Origin of the sequence: Shimia aestuarii, assembly GCF_900114635.1 — a bacterium.
In the GTDB taxonomy this organism is placed as follows: domain Bacteria; phylum Pseudomonadota; class Alphaproteobacteria; order Rhodobacterales; family Rhodobacteraceae; genus Shimia; species Shimia aestuarii.
Genome location: NZ_FOTQ01000001.1, coordinates 318595 through 335636 on the forward strand (window position 1 = coordinate 318595; position 17042 = coordinate 335636).

A 17042-nucleotide genomic window follows, 5' to 3' on the forward strand; every position below is an offset into this window, starting at 1 on the left:
TCCCCGGTACCTGACGCTGGGGCAGGCTTCGCCCAGTCATTTGGTAGAGGAAACAAATATGACCAACGTAGTGATCGCTTCCGCAGCACGGACCGCTGTCGGCAGCTTCAGCGGCTCTTTCGCCAATACCCCGGCACATGATCTGGGCGCCACTGTCCTGAAGGCCCTCGTCGAGCGCGCTGGCGTCGATCCGTCGGAAGTGTCCGAAACCATTCTTGGTCAGGTGCTGACCGCTGGTCAGGGCCAGAACCCCGCGCGTCAGGCACACATCAATGCCGGTTTCGCCAAGGAAGCCGCCGCCTGGGGCATCAACCAGGTCTGTGGGTCGGGTCTGCGCGCCGTTGCGCTGGCCGCACAGCACATCCAGCTGGGCGATGCCGCCATCGTGGCCGCCGGTGGCCAGGAAAACATGACCCTGAGCCCCCATGTCGCCTACCTGCGCGCGGGCACCAAGATGGGTGACGTGAAATACATCGACACCATGATCCGTGACGGCCTGTGGGACGCGTTCAACGGCTACCACATGGGCCAGACCGCGGAAAACGTCGCCGAACAGTGGCAGATCAGCCGCGATCAGCAGGACGAATTCGCCGTCGGGTCACAGAACAAGGCGGAAGCTGCTCAAAAAGCAGGCAAATTCGCTGACGAGATCACCCCCTTCACCGTCAAAACCCGCAAGGGTGACATCATGGTCGACGCTGACGAATACATCCGTCACGGCGCCACCATGGAAGCCATGCAGAAACTGCGCCCGGCCTTCACCAAGGACGGCTCGGTTACGGCGGCCAACGCTTCGGGCCTGAACGACGGCGCTGCCGGTGCCCTGCTGATGACCGCCGACGAAGCCGAAAAGCGCGGGATCGAACCGCTCGCGCGCATCGCATCCTATGCCACCGCCGGTCTCGACCCGTCGATCATGGGTGTTGGCCCGATTTATGCGTCGCGCAAAGCGCTGGACAAGGCCGGTTGGTCGGTGGACGATCTCGATCTGGTGGAAGCCAACGAAGCCTTCGCCGCACAGGCCTGCGCCGTGAACAAGGACATGGGCTGGGATCCGTCGATCGTGAACGTGAACGGCGGCGCCATCGCCATCGGTCACCCGATCGGGGCTTCGGGCGCGCGTATCCTCAACACCCTGCTGTTCGAGATGAAGCGCCGCGATGCCAAGAAGGGTCTCGCCACTCTCTGCATCGGTGGCGGCATGGGCGTGGCCATGTGCCTCGAGCGTCCCTGATTTGCGTTCCCTGCAGGCTGAAAACAACGAAAGGGGCGCGCGAACCGCGCCCCTGGTTTTTTGAATTCGGGCAGCCGCCCCGCCAGCAGAACGAAAAAATCTGCCCTGCGGCAATTTACACGCGCAACTTTGTTGCGCAGCAGCATTTAAATGCGTAACAGAGTTACCAACGCATAAAGCCAAATTGGAGGACACCCATGGCACGAACAGCACTCGTCACCGGCGGATCGCGCGGTATCGGCGCAGCCATTTCCAAAGCCCTGAAGGCCGAAGGTTACAACGTCGCCGCATCTTACGCGGGCAACGACGAAGCCGCCGCCGCCTTCACCGAAGAAACCGGCATCAAGACCTACAAGTGGGACGTGGGCAGCTACGAAGCCTCCGAAGCCGGTATCGCACAGGTTGAGGCCGATCTCGGCCCGATCGACGTGGTTGTCGCCAACGCTGGCATCACCTGGGACGGTTTCTTCCACAAGATGAAGCCCGAGCAGTGGCAGAAGGTCATCGACACCAACCTGACTGGCGTATTCAACACCGTGCGCCCGGTCTGGCCCGGCATGCGCGAGCGCAAGTTCGGCCGCGTGATCGTGATCTCGTCGGTGAACGGTCAAAAAGGTCAGGCCGGTCAGGTCAACTATGCCGCCACCAAAGCGGGTGACATCGGCATCGTGCGTTCGCTGGCACAGGAAGGCGCGCGCGCAGGCATCACCGCCAACGCCGTCTGCCCCGGCTACATCGGCACCGAAATGGTCCGCGCGATCCCGCAGGAAGTTCTGGACAAGAACATCATCCCGCAGATCCCCGCCGGTCGCTTGGGCGAGCCCGAAGAAATCGCGCGCTGCGTGACCTTCCTCGCCTCTGACGACGCCAGCTTCATCAACGGCTCGACCATCTCGGCCAACGGTGCACAGTTCTTCGGCTAAATCGATCTGAACGAAATGAATGAAAGGCCGCTCCATCCGGGGCGGCCTTTTTTTGGGGGTCAACCGCACGCGACCGTCCAGAACCGAAAAGGACCGCCCCCTCGCGAAGCGGTCCTCTTCATCCCGTAAGTGCCGTGTCTCAGGCGCAGCGGGAAGGTTCCGTAAGGGCCTGACGGCTCAGCGGAACGTCCTTGCGTGCAAACAGCCACTTGAAAACCGAAACAAGCGCTTGTCCCCGGGCGGCATGTGCGTCGTGGTAGGCGCGGGCGGTGCGGGCATTTGATGCAACTTCGATCATGGTGGCCTCCTTGGGGCTGTGTGTGATGTCTTGCACTCAATATGGATTTAACCTTCCCCCGTCACAAACGAGACTTTTCAATGCTTCAGTTAAACTGTACTTAACTGATATGTCCGATCGCCTGCCCCCCCTGACCGCCCTGCGCGCCTTTGAAGCCGCCGCGCGGCACATGTCTTTTGCCATGGCGGCGAATGAGTTGAACGTAACTCCAGCCGCACTCTCCTTCCAGATCAAGTCGCTCGAAGAACATCTGGGCCAGCCCTTGTTCCTGCGTCTCAACCGTGCCGTGAAACTCACCGAGGCCGGCCGCGCCCTTGCCCCCGGCACCTCCGAAGGCTTCCAGAGCCTGACAGCCGCGTGGCGCGCCGCGCGCAGGCTTCAGGACACCAACACGCTCAACGTCACCGCCGGACCAGCCTTTACCGCCAAATGGCTCGCACCTCGGCTCTACGAGTTCGCCCGCGCCCATCCCGAAGTGGACCTGCGCTTTTCGGCAACGCTGCGCATCATGGATTTCGACCGGGATGAAGTCGACGTGGCGATCCGTTTCGGCTATGGCCCCGATCCGGGCCTGTTCTCGATGCCGCTGCGCAATGAATGGATCACCCCGGTCATGACACCCGAACTGGCCGCGCAATACCCCACCCCAGAAAGTCTGCGCCATGCGCCCCTGATGTTCGATGATTCGATCGACTTTCTCGACCCACCCTGTGACTGGCCCACATGGTTTCGCGCCGTTGGCATGGACTTTACCCCAACCCACGGCCCGCATTTTTCGCAGGCCGACCACGCGGTCGATGCCGCGCTGGCCGGGGCCGGAATCGTGCTCGGGCGGCGCGCCATGGTGGTCAAGGACATCCACGAAGGTCGCCTCGTTGCCCCCTACAAACGTGCGCTTGAAACCAAGGCGCATTTCCGATTTCTCTGTCGCAAGGGCGCGGAAACCCGCCCCCAGATCGCCGCCTTCCGCGCGTGGATGCTGGCCGAGATCGAAAAAACCGCTGCTGTGCATGAAACGCTCGACATTCTTCCCGTCGAAGAGGTGCCCCCCGCATGACCCGCTCCCGCGCCACCCTGATCGGCTTTGTCGCCGTCCTGCTCTGGGCGCTGCTCGCGCTCTTTACCGTCGGCACCGCGCCCACGCCGCCGCTGCTGCTCAACGCGATCTGCTTCACCATCGGCGGGACCATTGGCCTGATCTGGGTGGCGCGCACCGGTGGTTTCGTCCAACTGCGCCGCATCAGCTGGAAAGTCTACGCCTTTGGCACGCTGGGGCTCTTCGGCTATCACGCCCTCTATTTCAGTGCCCTGCGCCTCGCGCCCGCGGCCGAAGCCGGGCTGATCGCCTATCTCTGGCCCCTGCTGATCGTGCTCTTCTCGGGCCTGCTGCCCGGCGAAACCCTGCGGCGCGGGCATCTGATCGGCGCGCTCTGCGGGTTCGCGGGTGCGGCCCTGATCATCGGCGGCGGTGGTGCGGGCTTCGATCTCGCCGCTCTGCCCGGCTACCTCCTTGCAATGGCCTGTGCACTCACATGGTCGGGCTACTCGGTCCTGTCACGCCGTCTTGGCGATGCGCCCACGGCCACCGTCGCCGTGTTCTGTGTCGCCACGGCACTCCTCTCCGCCCTCATGCACATCGCGCTCGAAGAAACCATCTGGCCGCAAACCCCGCTGGCCTGGGGCGCGGCCATCGCCCTTGGCCTCGGCCCGGTGGGGCTGGCCTTCTATGTCTGGGATGTGGGGGTCAAGCGGGGCGACATTCAGCTTTTGGGCACCGCATCCTACGCGGCCCCGCTTTTGTCGACACTGGTGCTTGTGGGTGTAGGTGTCGCAGAGCCAAGCTGGATGTTGACTGCTGCGACCGTTCTGATCACCGGCGGCGCGATCCTTGCCGCGCGCGCCAGCCTGAGGGGATAATCACGCCGAAAGGCGCGCGATCTCTTCCTTGAGTTTCAGTTTCTGCTTTTTCAGCTCAGCGATTTCGAAATCACTGGAACCGGGCGATCGCTGTTCCTGTTCAACTTGGTCCGAGAGGGCTTCGTGCTTGCGTTTCAGTTCTTCCAGGTGCGCACTTACGCTCATCGTCAATCTCCTCTCATATTTCGACAACACGATCACTGCAGCACAATTCCGACGCCCTGTCACGTGCCCAATGCCTCGAAATTGTAACAGGAGAGAAATATTGCCGATCTTTGCCGCGGTGTTCACATGGCTGTTGCACGCCCCGCCACTGACACCCCAAGCGAATCACTCGGGAAAGGCCAGCTCCGCCCCCTCGCGCAGCACCGCGCGCAGCAACGGGGTATAGCTTTCCCCGTCCTGTTCGTGGCGTGTGCCCTCGTGCATCAGCACGGGCGCATGCAGGCGAAATGCCGCCCTGCCCCCCTTGCGCGCCCGCAACAGGATCAGCCCCGCATCGCGCCCCTGCCGGGATTGCAACGGCAGCACCTTCACCGATCCCAACCGCCCCTGAAGGGCTCCCAGAAGATCCGGTAGCCGCTCGGAGCGGTGGATGAAGCTTGCGTATCCCTTTGGCGCCAGACGGCGCGCCGCCGCATCGACCCAGGCCGCCAAGGGCGTGTCCTCACCCATCGCCAATTCGCGCCCGGGGTCTCGGGCGGCCGTGCTGGCGGCGCGGTCGAAATAGGGCGGGTTGGCAATCACATGATCAAACTGCGCCTGTTTCAGCGCATCCGGCATCCGTGCGAGGTCCCCGACGATGATCCGGGCTGAGATCCCGTTCGACACCGCATTGCCTTCGGCCAGCGCCGCATACTCGGCCTGCACCTCCAGCCCAGTCAGTTCCAGCCCAGCCACGCGCGTGCCAAGACAGAAAAGCGCGGTCCCGATCCCACAGCCCAGCTCCAGCACCCGCTGGCCGGGCATCGCCGGAACAGATGCCGCCAGAAGCACCGGGTCGACTCCCGCACGATAGCCTCGCGCAGGTTGGCGCAACCGCAACTTGCCCCCGAGATAACCGTTTTCCGTGACTGCCGCGCTCACCGGGGTCGCCCCAAAGCGATGCCATTGTCCTTCATGACCACTTCGGCCGCCTCAAGGTCGTCGGCGCGCACCATCAACCGTCGCGGAAAAACCCCGATGGACCCTTCGAGAATGCTCATATTTACGTCCATTTCAAAGCAGTCTATACCCTCTCCCCGAAGCAGGGCCGAGGCAAAGGCGATGATGGTCGGATCGTTGCTGCGCAGAAGCTCTTTCATACCGGGGATGTAAGGACAGGGACCGGCAAATGTCGACCCCTGTGACAGGAACTTGACCATGAGTCTCGACACAGCCGCAAGCAAACCACACGAGGCCCTCGCAGCGTTGCTCCGCGACGAAATGGACGCCGTGAATGCACTGATCCAAGAGCGCATGGCCTCCGAACACGCCCCGCGCATTCCCGAGGTCACCGCCCATCTTGTCGGCGCGGGCGGCAAGCGTCTGCGGCCCATGCTGACGTTGGCCGCGGCGCGGCTCTGCGGCTACGACGGACCCTACCATGTGCACCTCGCCGCCACGGTCGAATTCATCCACACCGCCACGCTCCTGCATGACGACGTTGTGGACGAAAGCGCCCAGCGCCGTGGCCGCCCCACCGCCAACCTCCTCTGGGACAACAAATCCTCGGTTCTGGTGGGCGACTACCTGTTTTCCCGCAGCTTCCAGTTGATGACCGAAACCGGTTCGATCGACGTTCTGCGAATCCTGTCGAATGCCTCGGCAACGATCGCGGAAGGCGAAGTGCTGCAACTCACCGCCGCCACCGATCTGCGTACCGATGAAAGCATCTACCTGCAGGTGGTGCGCGGCAAGACGGCGGCACTGTTCTCGGCAGCGACCGAGGTCGGCGGCGTGATCGCGGATGCGGACCCGGCCCATGTGCAGGCGCTGTTTGACTATGGCGATGCGCTTGGCATTGCCTTCCAGATTGCGGACGACCTTCTGGATTATCAGGGCGACACCTCGGCCACGGGCAAGAACGTGGGCGACGATTTCCGCGAGCGCAAGCTGACCCTGCCGGTGATCAAGGCGGTGGCGCAGGCCACCGAGGAAGAGCGCGCCTTCTGGGTGCGCACCATCGAAAAGGGCCGCCAGAAAGACGGCGACCTTGAGCATGCGCTGGACCTGATGGGCAAATACGGCACGCTGGACGCCACGCGGCAAGACGCGCTTGGCTGGGCGGAAAAGGCCAAGGCGGCCATCGCCACCCTGCCCGAGCACGAGATTCGCGGGTTGCTCAGTGATATCGCCGATTACGTGGTCGCGCGGCTCAATTGACGGATCGGGGGCGCTGCCCCCGCCGCAGCAAGCTGCGCCTCCCCCGGAGTATTTCTTGCAAAATGAAGAGGCGGGTCAGCGCCATTTGACACCGCAGGCTTCGGTCGGCTGGGTCCACCACTTTGGACAATCGCGGCGTAGCTGACCCAGCGCGCGATCCCGCATGTCGTCATGGGCATAGATCGCGAAACAGGTCGCCCCCGATCCCGACATGCGCGCCAGCAGGCAGCCGTCGCTTTCGCGCAGTTCCTGCAACACCTTGCCGATCACCGGCTGTGCCGCGATTGCGGGCGCTTCGAGATCATTGCGTTGCGCGGCCAGCCACGAGATATCCCATTCCGCCGGAATGGCGGGCATCGGCGGGTTGTCCTTGCGCGGCAGGGCCTGGAATACCGGCCCGGTCGGCACCTCGACACGCGGGTTGATAAGGATCATCGGCCAGTTGGGCGTGTTTCCGATGGGGTCCACATGTTCGCCGATACCGCGCATGCGGGTCAGGCCGGACTGCATGCAGACCGGCACGTCCGCCCCAAGATTGGCCAGCACGGCCGCGCTGGGAACGGGAAAGTTGTAAAGCGTCGTCAGCGCCCGCACCACTGCGGCCGCGTCCGACGACCCGCCGCCGATCCCAGCCGCTGCGGGCAGGTGTTTTTCCAGGGTGATCTTCGCGGTCACGCCCAGAAGCTCGGCCGCCTGCCACACCAGGTTGCGCCGGTCGGTCGGCACGCCCCCGGCCATCGGCCCGCTCACGGTCAGCGAGGTTCGGTCCGCCGCCTCGACCCACAGACGATCCCCGACATCAGCAAACATCACCAGAGAGTCCAGCAGATGATAGCCATCCGCGCGCTGGCCGGTCACATGCAGGGTCAGGTTGATCTTGGCCGGGGCAAAGGCCTCAACCGTCATTAGCCACCTTCAGGGGCGGCGCCCCCTCTTCTTCGAGCACCACGTCCAGCCCGACCTCGAGCTTGCGCCTGATGCGGTCCGGTTTGGCTTCTTCCGCGGTTTCTTCATCAACAAAGCTCAGCGCACGACGCCACTGGAATTCGGCCTCCAAATGACGCCCCACCGCCCAGTAGACATCGCCCAGATGGTCATTCACCACCGGGTCCACCGGCATCAGCTCGGTCGCACGTTCCATATGATCAACCGCTTCCTCATAGCGGCCCAGCCGGAACAGAACCCAGCCCAGCGAATCCACGATATAGCCGCTGTCGGGCCGCGCCGCGACCGCGCGCTCGATCATGTCCAGCGCCTCGTCGAGCTTTTCCTGTTTTTCCACAAGGGAATAGCCCAGATAGTTCAGCACCTGCGGCTGTTCCGGGTTCAGGTCCAGCGCCTTGCGGAAATCCGACTCGGCCTTGTCCCAATTGCCCAGACGCTCATGCGAAATGCCGCGCGCGTAATAAATGAACCACTGGCGCTGCTCGGTTTCGTCATATTGCGCCAGCGCCGCATCATAAGCCTGCACCGCCCCGGCAAAGTCGCGCTCCTGGCGCAACAGGTCACCAAGCGCCGTGTGCACGATGGGCAGGTTCCCGTGGCTGCGCGACAGTTGTTCCAGCACCTCGATCGCGGTTTCGATCTTGCCCGAGGCCCGCAGTGCCTCGGCCCGGCCCAGTTCGGCGGCATGGAAGGAGGGGTGATCGGCTGGCACCCGCTTGAACGCCTGCGTGGCAAGCTCATGCTGCCCCAGCATTTCAAGCAACTCCGCGCTCAGCAAAAGCGCCTCGGTGTGATCCGGGCGCAGGAATTCCGCGATCCGCGTGTAAAGCAGCGTGTAATCCGCGTTGGCCTCGTTCTGCAGGGCGCTGGCGAGGGAAAAGAACACCTCGGCCACGCCATCGCTCGCGTTGGTGACATGGGTAAAGGGCAACATCTCGCCCGCCGCCAGCCGGTCGCGCATCTCTTGCAGGTCGGGGTCCAGCTCGCTGCCGAACACTTCGTCCAGCCGCGCCAGCGCCTCTTCGCTCTTGTCCACCTGGCTCAGGATTTCCAACTGGGCCATGATCCCGCGCCGGGTCATCTGGGCGCCCTGCAGATCGCCCGTGGCATAGATTTTTTCCGCGCCTTCGAAATCGCCGACCGAGGCCAGCGCAAGCGCCTTGTGATAGGCGGCGAACCCGGCCAGACCCGCCTTCTTGGAAACATCGTCAAAAGCGGCCAGTGCCTTGGACATGTCTCCGCGCCCGATCTCTGCCCATGCCGCCAACAGCCCGTCGACCAGCGGCCCGACGCCGCCGTCTTCGTCCAGACGCTCAAGCAATTCGGTGTATTCGCCATCCCGCACCAGCCCGGCGGCAAGCACCATATGCGCCAGCTGGCTCTTGTGGCCGTCTGCCACCATCTTGCGCGCCACCGGCATGGCCCGGTCGACCTGCCCCAGCGACAAAAAGGCCAGAACGGCGTTTTCCAGAAGCACCGGATTGCCCGGATCGCGGGCAAGGGCCGCACTGTAATAGCGGGCGGCCGCGTCAAAATCCGCACTATAGCTGGCCTGGCGCGCCGCTAGGTAAGACCCCGACAAACCGTCCTGCTGCTGGGCCTGAACCGGAAGAGTGACCGCCGCCAGAAGCGCCGACAGGGTCACGGAACGAATGAATTGACTGGCCACGCAAGGCTCCTCGGATCGTACAGTTGCAGGAAGCCTAGTCGCCCCCCCGCCAACACGCAATGGGGCGGCCCAAGGACCGCCCCATGAAAGTGATGAAATGTGACCGGGATCACATGTTGGGATAGTTCGGACCGTCCCCACCCTGCGGCGTGACCCAGGTGATGTTCTGGCTCGGATCCTTGATGTCACAGGTCTTGCAGTGCACGCAGTTCTGGAAGTTGATGACAAAGCGCGCGTCCTTGCCTTCTTCCTCGACCACTTCATACACACCCGCCGGGCAGTAGCGCTGCGCCGGTTCCGCGTATTTCGGCAGGTTGACCTTGAGCGGAATACTGTCATCCCCAAGCCGCAGGTGGCAGGGCTGGCTTTCCTCGTGGTTTGTCATCGCAAAAGACACGTTGGTCAGGCGGTCAAACGACAGCTTACCATCCGGTTTGGGATAGTCGATCGGTTTGTGCTTGTCCGCGCTTTCGGTGGATTCGGCGTCGTTCTTGCCATGACCCAGCGTCCCAAACAGCGAAAAGCCCAGCGTGTTGGTCCACATGTCCAGACCACCCAGGGCCAGCGACGGCAGCATGCCCCACTTGGACCACATCGGCTTGACGTTGCGCACCTTCTTGAGGTCCTTGCCAATCGCACCGTTGCGCACTTCTTCCTCGTAAGACGTCAGCTCGTCACCCGAACGCTCAGCCTTGATCGCGTCATAGGCGGCCTCGGCCGCAGCCTTGCCCGACAGCATCGCGTTGTGGTTGCCCTTGATGCGCGGCACGTTGACCATGCCCACCGAACAACCCAAAAGCGCAACACCCGGCGCCACCATCTTGGGCATCGACTGATAGCCGCCCTCGGTGATCGCGCGCGCGCCATAGGCCACGCGCTTGCCGCCTTCCAGAAGGTCGGCCACCATCGGGTGATGCTTGAACCGCTGGAATTCCATGTACGGGAACAGGTGCGGGTTCTTGTAGTTCAGGTGCACCACGAAACCGACATAAACCTGATTGTTTTCCAAGTGATAGATGAACGACCCGCCACCCGCGTTCGAATTCAGCGGCCAGCCCATCGTGTGGGTCACGGACCCTTCCTTGTGCTTGGCCGGGTCGATCTCCCAGATTTCTTTCATGCCGACGCCGAATTTCTGCGGTTCTTTCCCGGCCTGCAGGTCGTATTTCGCGATCACTTCTTTCGCCAGCGACCCGCGCACGCCTTCGGACAGGAACACGTATTTGCCATGCAGCTCCATGCCCGGCTCGGTGTTCGGCCCATAGGACCCGTCTTCCTCAAGTCCGAACACGCCCGCGACAACGCCCTTCACTTCGCCATTCTCGCCGTAAACCAGCTCGGAACAGGCCATGCCCGGGAAAATTTCCACGCCCATTTCTTCGGCCTGCTCTGCCATCCAGCGGCAGACATTGCCCATCGACACGATATAGTTGCCGTGGTTGTTCATCAGCGGCGGCATCGGGAAGTTGGGGATGCGGATTTCGCCCGCTTCGCCCAGCATGTAGAACTTGTCTTCCTTGACCGGGGTATTGAGCGGCGCGCCCTTTTCCTTCCAGTCCGGGATCAGAGCATCCAGCCCGCAGGGGTCCAGCACGGCGCCCGACAGGATATGCGCGCCCACTTCCGAGCCCTTCTCCAGCACAACGACGTTCAGGTCCGCGTCCAGTTGCTTGAGCCGGATCGCCGCCGACAGACCGGCAGGCCCGGCCCCGACGATGACAACATCATATTCCATGGCTTCGCGTTCGATTTCCGACATGGGAATCCTCCTCGCATCGCTTGCGTAATTTTCTTTCGCACCTGCTAGCCCGTTCTGGAACAAAACGTCAATCGGAACCCTACGATATTTGGCGACAAATCGCTTTTTTGCATCGGGTTTTGACATATTTGCGCTTGCAATGCGGGCTGTCTCTTGCTTTTGGAAGAGCGCTCGGGGCACTCTGCCCCCAAGACATAAATGACGACCCGCCCGCGTGACCTGAACGGGGGCCAAGGACCAACGGGACCAAACCCATGGAAAAGCTACCAATGACCCGCGCCGGCTATGCGGCGCTCGAGGCAGAATTGAAGCATCTCAAGTCAGTTGAGCGCCCCGCGATCATCGAGGCCATCGCCTCTGCCCGCGAGCTTGGCGACCTGAAAGAGAACGCGGAATACCACTCCGCCCGCGAAAAGCAGGGCTTCATCGAAGGCCGCATCAAGGAACTCGAAGGCGTGATCGGTCTGGCCGAGGTGATCGACCCCACAACCCTGTCCGGCGCCATCAAGTTCGGCGCGACCGTGACCCTCGTGGACGAGGACACCGACGAAGAAAAAACTTGGCAAATCGTGGGGGAACACGAAGCCAATGTTGAAAAAGGTCTTTTGAACATCAAATCGCCCATTGCGCGGGCGTTGATCGGCAAGGAAGAAGGCGACAGCGTCGAAGTGCGCACGCCCGGTGGCGAAAAGAGCTACGAGGTGCTCTCTATCGCCTTTGTATAACACGGTTTTGGTCAAGGTCTTTTGAACCAGATGGCAGACGAAAGCGACAGCAAGCCCACCCCGCTGGGCATCTACGACAAACCCGAGCAGCCCAAGGTCACGGGTATCGAGGTTGTTGCCGTCGGCTTGAGCTTTGTCTGGCTGGCCGGCACTGTGTTGTTCTTTCTTGTCCTGAAACCCGACACGAGCGGTGACGTGGACAGCCTGCGCTTCATGATGACGCTGCTGGCAATCTTCATGCCCGTGGCGATGATCTGGGTTGCCGCCACCGCGGCGCGCTCCTCCCGTGTGATGCGCGAAGAAAGCACACGTTTGCAGGCCGCGATTGACGCCATGCGCCGCACCTACGTGGCCCAGACCCAGGGCGCGCGCCCGCAGGGCGGGCTGGAACCCTCTGTCGCCAAGAAACTCGACGAGATTGCCGCCGCCACCCGCAAAACCGAAACCGCACTGGCCACGTTCTCGACCACGCGCGACCGCGACACCGGAATTCGCAAGACGCCCGAGCCGGCACCCCCGTCTGACGATGGCGCGGATCAGGGTCTTCTGGCCTTGGGCACCCCCGCCGAAGAGCTTTCCCCGCCCTTGCCGCGCAACGATTTCATCACCGCGCTGAACTTCCCGGAAACCGCCGATGACAAGGAAGGCTTTGCCGCCCTGCGCAAGGCCCTGCGCGACCGCCAGTCGGCAGCGCTGATCCAGGCCAGCCAGGATGTGCTCACCCTGCTCAGTCAGGACGGAATCTACATGGACGATCTGCGCCCGGATCTGGCACGCCCGGAAATCTGGCGCCGCTTTGCCGCCGGGGAGCGGGGCCGCGCCATCGCCGCGCTTGGCGGCATCCGCGACCGATCCTCTCTGGCGCTGGCCGCGGGCCGCATGAAACAGGATCCGATCTTCCGCGACGCGGCACACCATTTCCTGCGCCGCTTCGACAAGAGCTTCATCGAGTTCGAGGAAACCGCCTCGGATAGCGAGATCGCCGCACTGGCCGACACCCGCACCGCGCGCGCCTTCATGCTGCTGGGCCGGGTCGCCGGGATCTTCGACTAACCGGCCCGTCGCGTCAGGACGCCTCGATCATTTCGACGCGCGTCGCATGGCGCCCGCCTTCGAAATCGGCACCAAGGAACGCATCGACGATCTCCAGCGCGAGCCCCTCGCCCACGACCCGCGCACCGATCGACAGCATGTTGGCGTCGTTGTGCTGGCGGATCATCGCGGCCGAAAACGTATCCGAACACACGCCACAGCGAATGCCCGGCACCTTGTTCGCCGCCATCATGATGCCTTGCCCCGTGCCGCACAGGATGATGCCCAGCGCACAATCGCCCGACGCCACCTTCTCTGCGGCCGCCTTGCCGTGCAGCGGATAATGCGTGCTCTCGGTCGTGGTCGGCCCAATATCCAGCACGTCCCAGCCCTGGGCGGCGATGTGATCGGCCACCGCGCGGCGCAGATCAATGGCGGCATGATCGCTCGAAAGCACGATGCGTTTGTTGGCAGTCATGGACATGTCTTTCTGTTGTCGCCCCAACGCGCAGCCTACCGATCCGGTCAGCGGCCCGTGGGACGTCTGGTGAGTGGTGGGCACTCCTTACCACGCCCGGTTTTGGGGTCCAGCCGCAATTCTTAACAGATCGCCCCGGTCGGTTAAGAGCGCTGCGTTAACACCCGCCTGAAGGCCGGATCCGCAAAACGATACCGACACAATACCGACGTGATACCGACGCAATACCGAAAGCTGTTCTCCATCAAAAACAAGGATTTACCATTGATTCGTCACAGGCCGAAGCTGGCATAGGGGTAAAACGTTACCAAACTGCCGTCCCGCACCTGCATTTCCCCGTCCGGCAACTCGACCAGCCCCTCAGCCCAGCTCAGCCCGCTGATCCGCCCCGAGCCTTCCGATTTGAACACCTCGGCCCGCCCATTCCTGAGCCGCGCCCGCAGGTATTCCCGGCGCCCCGGTTTCTTGTTTTTTTCAAAGGCCGCAGGCACTTGCAGCGCCTGAGGAGACAGCCAGCCCTCGCCCGCCATCACCCCCATCGCAGGGCGCGCAAAGATCAATGTGCAGACCATCGCTGCCACCGGATTGCCCGGCAGCCCAAAGACCGGCGTGCCCTGCCACACCCCCAGCGCCAAGGGCCGCCCCGGCTTGATCGCCATCCGCCAAAGCGCCATGGCCCCGCTTTCATTGAGCAGCGCCGCAAGATGATCCTCATCCCCCGCCGACGCCCCACCAGAGGTCAGGATCAAATCCGCCGCCTCTGCCGCGTCATCCAGAAAACCCTTCAAAGCCAGACGGTTATCCGGCGCACGTCCAAGGTCCACGGCTTCGAATCCAAAGCGTTTGACCATAGCGAGCAGCATAGGACGGTTGGCATCAAAAATCTGGTCGGCCCGCGCAGCGCCCCCGGCATCGGCCAGTTCATCCCCGGTCGACACCACCGCCACGCGCAACCGCTTACGCACCGGCAAAGCGCCCACCCCCGTCGCCGCCGCCAAGGCCAGCTCCGCCGGCCCCAGCCGCTGCCCGGCCCGCAGGATCGTCTGACCCGCATCCACATCTTCGCCCGCCCGCCGCGTGTTGGCGCCTTTCTTGAGCGGTCCGTGAAAGGCGATCGCCTTGCCATCCGTCGACACATCTTCCTGCAGGATGACCGTATCCACCCCTTCGGGGATCGTCGCCCCGGTCAGGATGCGAATGGCATAACCCTCTGGAACAACGCTAGAAAACGGATCACCCGCCGCCGACCGCCCTTCGACCAAGGGCAAGCTTTGCGGCCCATCGACCACGTCCGCATGCCGCATCCCATAGCCGTCCACCGCCGAATTGGCTTGCGGCGGATTGGCCCGCAGGGCCGCCACGTCCTCAGCCAGAACACGATCCAGCGCTGCGCCCAACGGCACGGTCTCCTGCCCCACCACCGGGCGCAACCGTGCCTTGAGATCTGCCAGCGCCTCGTCCACCGGCGTCCAGTGTGTTCCCGCAGGCAAGGCAAAACAGTCGTTGGTCAACGGCGGTGGCGTCAGCGGACTACGCATGGCCAAGCCCCACTTCTGCAAGGATAAAATCCGCAATCGCCCCCGTATCGTCCAGCCCAAAAACCGGCCTGTCGCTTTCCAGTGGCACATCCGAGGCAATCGCACGAACACTGTCATCCCCCGGAGCGATCAACGGGTTCTTCGTCTCGGCCCGGTGCGCCTCGACCTTGGGGTGCGCATCGCGCTTGTAGCCTTCAACCAGCACGAGATCGACCGGCGACAACCGCCCCAACAGGGTTTGCAGGCTGGGTTCCTCTTCGTCGCGCAATTCATGCATCAATGCCCACCGGTTGCCCGATGCCAACAACACCTCGCGCGCGCCCGCAACCCGATGGCGATAGCTGTCCCGTCCCGGCTGGTCGACGTCAAAACTGTGGTGCGCATGCTTGATCGTCGACACGCTATATCCCCGCCCGGTGATCTCCGTCACCAACCGCTCCATCAGCCCTGTTTTTCCGGCATTTTTCCATCCAACGACGCCATAAATCCGCATCGTTACACCTCCCCAACCATCGCCTGTGCCGCAACGAGGTCCTCGGGCGTGTTCACGTTGAAAAACGGATCCACTTCGCCCGCGTCAAACTCTGCCAGCCGCCCGCCATGCGGATCGCTCCACAGCACCACCTTGCGCAGCCCGCCTTCCAGCGCGCGCCGCAGATCATCCCGCAAGGCCACCGGCCAGATGCCAAAAGTCGGATGCCGGATCAGCCCGGATCGCGACATGGATTTGGTCACCTCACCAGCCTTGCGCGGCGTCGCGGCCAGGGCCAGCCGGTGCTTCATACCTTCCGTCGCCAAAAGCAATCGCGGCACCAGATCGCACGGAAAAAAAGGCGTATCGGCGGCCACGGTCACGATAGTGTCCCCGCCCTGTTCCGCCGCCCAGTCCAGCCCCGCCAGCACCCCGGCCAGAGGCCCGGCATAATCCTCGATACTGTCTGCCAGCACCGGTAAATCCAGATCAGCGAACCTCGCCGCATCGCCATTGGCATTCAGCGCAACCTGCGCCACCTGGGGGGCCAGCCGGTCTATCACATGCTCCAGGATCGACTGTCCGCCAAGCATCAGGCGCCCCTTGTCGCCCCCGCCCATGCGCGTGGCCTGTCCACCCGCCAGAATAACGCCCAACGGCTGTTTCATGACGGCGCTCCCTTGCGGCGATGCTTGCGGTCTTCCTCGACCACACTGGCCGGGTCCACGTCACGCACCAGCCGTTCCTCCCCGCTCAGACAGACAAACCGCCGCCCGCGCATACGCCCGACTACGGTCAACCCGACCTGACGGGCAATCTCGACGCCCCACGCGGTAAAACCCGACCGCGACACCAGCACCGGAATGCCCATCAGCGCGGTCTTGATCACCATCTCGGACGTCAGCCGCCCGGTGGTATACAGCACCTTGTCCTCCGGCCCCGTGCCAGTATCGAACATCCACCCCGAGATCTTGTCGACCGCGTTATGCCGACCCACATCTTCCATATAAACAAGGGGCCGCGCCCCCTGGCACAGAACCGTGCCATGAATGGCCCCGGCCTCAAGATACAAAGAGGGCGTTCGGTTGATTGTATGGGCCAGCGCGTAAAGGTCGGATGTCCTGACCTCGGTTTGTGGCAAACGCACGCCGTCGAGCCCTTCCATCATGTCCCCGAACACCGTGCCAACCGCGCAGCCAGAGGTACGGGTCTTCTTCTTAAGCTTTTCTTCATGGCTGGTCTCTACGGTGGTGCGCACAACCACGACCTCAAGCTCTTCGTCATAATCGACCGCCGTGACCACATCTTCGGCACGTAACATGCCCTGATTGCGCAAAAACCCGAGCGCCAGATATTCGGGATAATCGCCAATCGTCATCGCGGTGACGATTTCCTGCCGGTTGAGATAGATCGTCAGCGGCCGTTCCTCGACCACGGAAATCTCCACCGGGTTTCCGTCATGATCATACCCGCTCACCGCCCGCGTCAGCCGCGCGGCACTCGGGTCCGGGGCGATCAGGTACTGGGACGTCACATCAAGGGTCGACACGCTCTTCTCCCATTCGGCATCATGCCCGGCGACCCTACGACCGTTTCCGGCGCTTGACCACCACCCAAGCACAGTCCGGCAACCATGCCAATTGCATCGCCATGCCCCGCGCGTTAGAGCAGATCGGTGCAGACGCATT

General features: G+C 63.0%; 19 protein-coding genes. 7 read left to right on the forward strand and 12 right to left on the reverse strand.

Annotated elements, in window-relative coordinates; all coding sequences use genetic code 11:
• The first annotated feature begins 58 nt into the window (after positions 1–58).
• Positions 59–1234: an acetyl-CoA C-acetyltransferase gene (locus tag BMZ35_RS01590; protein ID WP_093090250.1), complete on the forward strand. Its 1176-nt coding sequence runs from the start codon at positions 59–61 to the stop codon at positions 1232–1234.
• A 197-nt stretch (positions 1235–1431) separates the two neighbouring features.
• Complete coding sequence (gene phbB, locus BMZ35_RS01595) at positions 1432–2157, forward strand: acetoacetyl-CoA reductase (protein ID WP_093090252.1); 726 nt, start codon at positions 1432–1434, stop codon at positions 2155–2157.
• Between the two features lie 139 nt (positions 2158–2296).
• On the opposite strand, the gene BMZ35_RS20830 is transcribed toward phbB, so the two are convergent.
• Positions 2297–2455, reverse strand: coding sequence for a hypothetical protein (locus BMZ35_RS20830; RefSeq protein WP_165609983.1), 159 nt, complete (start codon positions 2453–2455; stop codon positions 2297–2299).
• A gap of 109 nt (positions 2456–2564) precedes the next feature.
• On the opposite strand from BMZ35_RS20830, the gene BMZ35_RS01605 reads away from it, so the two are divergent.
• On the forward strand, positions 2565–3512 hold the full coding sequence (locus BMZ35_RS01605; RefSeq protein WP_093090256.1) for a transcriptional regulator GcvA: 948 nt from the start codon (positions 2565–2567) through the stop codon (positions 3510–3512).
• The gene (yddG, locus tag BMZ35_RS01610) at positions 3509–4372 is read left to right on the forward strand and encodes an aromatic amino acid exporter YddG (protein ID WP_093090258.1); all 864 of its coding nucleotides are present in this window, start codon (positions 3509–3511) and stop codon (positions 4370–4372) included. The genes BMZ35_RS01605 and yddG overlap by 4 nt, the downstream gene beginning before the upstream one ends.
• Here the strand turns inward: yddG and BMZ35_RS01615 are convergent, their stop codons facing one another.
• The 3 genes from BMZ35_RS01615 to BMZ35_RS01625 form a co-directional block, all read right to left on the reverse strand.
• Positions 4373–4537 carry a YdcH family protein gene (locus BMZ35_RS01615; RefSeq protein ID WP_093090260.1) on the reverse strand — a complete coding sequence of 55 codons (165 nt, stop codon included), beginning with the start codon at positions 4535–4537 and terminating at the stop codon, positions 4373–4375.
• A gap of 165 nt (positions 4538–4702) precedes the next feature.
• A complete protein-coding gene (locus BMZ35_RS01620) occupies positions 4703–5458 on the reverse strand; it encodes a tRNA1(Val) (adenine(37)-N6)-methyltransferase (RefSeq protein WP_093090262.1) in 756 nt (251 codons plus the stop codon).
• Entirely contained in the window at positions 5455–5676 is a 222-nt protein-coding gene (locus BMZ35_RS01625) for a putative signal transducing protein (protein ID WP_093092464.1), read from the reverse strand. Before BMZ35_RS01625 ends, BMZ35_RS01620 begins: the two co-directional genes overlap by 4 nt.
• Before the next feature lie 58 nt (positions 5677–5734).
• Here BMZ35_RS01625 and BMZ35_RS01630 point away from each other — a divergent pair, with 58 nt between their 5' ends.
• Positions 5735–6736, forward strand: a complete 1002-nt coding sequence (locus tag BMZ35_RS01630; RefSeq protein ID WP_093090264.1) for a polyprenyl synthetase family protein — start codon at positions 5735–5737, stop codon at positions 6734–6736.
• Positions 6737–6811: 75 nt separating this feature from the next.
• On the opposite strand, the gene BMZ35_RS01635 is transcribed toward BMZ35_RS01630, so the two are convergent.
• The 3 genes from BMZ35_RS01635 to BMZ35_RS01645 form a co-directional block, all read right to left on the reverse strand.
• Entirely contained in the window at positions 6812–7642 is an 831-nt protein-coding gene (locus BMZ35_RS01635; protein WP_093090266.1) for a 4-(cytidine 5'-diphospho)-2-C-methyl-D-erythritol kinase, read from the reverse strand.
• Positions 7632–9350 (reverse strand): tetratricopeptide repeat protein, encoded by a 1719-nt coding sequence (locus tag BMZ35_RS01640; protein ID WP_242654671.1) that lies wholly within the window; start codon positions 9348–9350, stop codon positions 7632–7634. The genes BMZ35_RS01635 and BMZ35_RS01640 overlap by 11 nt, the downstream gene beginning before the upstream one ends.
• 109 nt (positions 9351–9459) lie before the next feature.
• Positions 9460–11109: an electron transfer flavoprotein-ubiquinone oxidoreductase gene (locus BMZ35_RS01645; protein ID WP_093090268.1), complete on the reverse strand. Its 1650-nt coding sequence runs from the start codon at positions 11107–11109 to the stop codon at positions 9460–9462.
• 254 nt (positions 11110–11363) lie between these two features.
• Between BMZ35_RS01645 and greA the strand changes: the two genes are divergently transcribed.
• Entirely contained in the window at positions 11364–11834 is a 471-nt protein-coding gene (greA, locus tag BMZ35_RS01650) for a transcription elongation factor GreA (RefSeq protein WP_093090270.1), read from the forward strand.
• A gap of 30 nt (positions 11835–11864) precedes the next feature.
• A complete protein-coding gene (locus BMZ35_RS01655) occupies positions 11865–12887 on the forward strand; it encodes a hypothetical protein (RefSeq protein WP_093090272.1) in 1023 nt (340 codons plus the stop codon).
• 13 nt (positions 12888–12900) lie between these two features.
• On the opposite strand, the gene rpiB is transcribed toward BMZ35_RS01655, so the two are convergent.
• The 5 genes from rpiB to BMZ35_RS01680 form a co-directional block, all read right to left on the reverse strand.
• Complete coding sequence (rpiB, locus tag BMZ35_RS01660) at positions 12901–13344, reverse strand: ribose 5-phosphate isomerase B (protein WP_093092468.1); 444 nt, start codon at positions 13342–13344, stop codon at positions 12901–12903.
• A gap of 272 nt (positions 13345–13616) precedes the next feature.
• Entirely contained in the window at positions 13617–14882 is a 1266-nt protein-coding gene (locus BMZ35_RS01665) for a molybdenum cofactor synthesis domain-containing protein (RefSeq protein ID WP_093090274.1), read from the reverse strand.
• Positions 14875–15375, reverse strand: a complete 501-nt coding sequence (gene mobB, locus BMZ35_RS01670) for a molybdopterin-guanine dinucleotide biosynthesis protein B (protein ID WP_093090275.1) — start codon at positions 15373–15375, stop codon at positions 14875–14877. Before mobB ends, BMZ35_RS01665 begins: the two co-directional genes overlap by 8 nt.
• A 2-nt stretch (positions 15376–15377) precedes the next feature.
• A complete protein-coding gene (gene mobA / locus BMZ35_RS01675) occupies positions 15378–16022 on the reverse strand; it encodes a molybdenum cofactor guanylyltransferase MobA (protein WP_093090277.1) in 645 nt (214 codons plus the stop codon).
• Positions 16019–16903: a formate dehydrogenase accessory sulfurtransferase FdhD gene (locus tag BMZ35_RS01680; protein WP_093090279.1), complete on the reverse strand. Its 885-nt coding sequence runs from the start codon at positions 16901–16903 to the stop codon at positions 16019–16021. The genes mobA and BMZ35_RS01680 overlap by 4 nt, the downstream gene beginning before the upstream one ends.
• Positions 16904–17042 lie beyond the last annotated feature (139 nt).

Excerpts from the sequence above, each read along its gene's own strand:
- BMZ35_RS01665 (WP_093090274.1), bottom strand. The coding sequence starts at position 14,882 with ATGCGTAGTCCGCTGACGCCACCGCCGTTGACCAACGACTGTTTTGCC.
- BMZ35_RS01645 (WP_093090268.1), bottom strand. The coding sequence starts at position 11,109 with ATGTCGGAAATCGAACGCGAAGCCATGGAATATGATGTTGTCATCGTC.
- BMZ35_RS01615 (WP_093090260.1), bottom strand. The coding sequence starts at position 4,537 with ATGAGCGTAAGTGCGCACCTGGAAGAACTGAAACGCAAGCACGAAGCC.
- greA (WP_093090270.1), top strand. The coding sequence starts at position 11,364 with ATGGAAAAGCTACCAATGACCCGCGCCGGCTATGCGGCGCTCGAGGCA.
- phbB (WP_093090252.1), top strand. The coding sequence starts at position 1,432 with ATGGCACGAACAGCACTCGTCACCGGCGGATCGCGCGGTATCGGCGCA.
- BMZ35_RS01635 (WP_093090266.1), bottom strand. The coding sequence starts at position 7,642 with ATGACGGTTGAGGCCTTTGCCCCGGCCAAGATCAACCTGACCCTGCAT.
- BMZ35_RS01655 (WP_093090272.1), top strand. The coding sequence starts at position 11,865 with ATGGCAGACGAAAGCGACAGCAAGCCCACCCCGCTGGGCATCTACGAC.
- BMZ35_RS01625 (WP_093092464.1), bottom strand. The coding sequence starts at position 5,676 with ATGAAAGAGCTTCTGCGCAGCAACGATCCGACCATCATCGCCTTTGCC.
- BMZ35_RS01630 (WP_093090264.1), top strand. The coding sequence starts at position 5,735 with ATGAGTCTCGACACAGCCGCAAGCAAACCACACGAGGCCCTCGCAGCG.
- mobA (WP_093090277.1), bottom strand. The coding sequence starts at position 16,022 with ATGAAACAGCCGTTGGGCGTTATTCTGGCGGGTGGACAGGCCACGCGC.
- yddG (WP_093090258.1), top strand. The coding sequence starts at position 3,509 with ATGACCCGCTCCCGCGCCACCCTGATCGGCTTTGTCGCCGTCCTGCTC.
- BMZ35_RS20830 (WP_165609983.1), bottom strand. The coding sequence starts at position 2,455 with ATGATCGAAGTTGCATCAAATGCCCGCACCGCCCGCGCCTACCACGAC.
- mobB (WP_093090275.1), bottom strand. The coding sequence starts at position 15,375 with ATGCGGATTTATGGCGTCGTTGGATGGAAAAATGCCGGAAAAACAGGG.
- BMZ35_RS01605 (WP_093090256.1), top strand. The coding sequence starts at position 2,565 with ATGTCCGATCGCCTGCCCCCCCTGACCGCCCTGCGCGCCTTTGAAGCC.
- BMZ35_RS01590 (WP_093090250.1), top strand. The coding sequence starts at position 59 with ATGACCAACGTAGTGATCGCTTCCGCAGCACGGACCGCTGTCGGCAGC.
- rpiB (WP_093092468.1), bottom strand. The coding sequence starts at position 13,344 with ATGACTGCCAACAAACGCATCGTGCTTTCGAGCGATCATGCCGCCATT.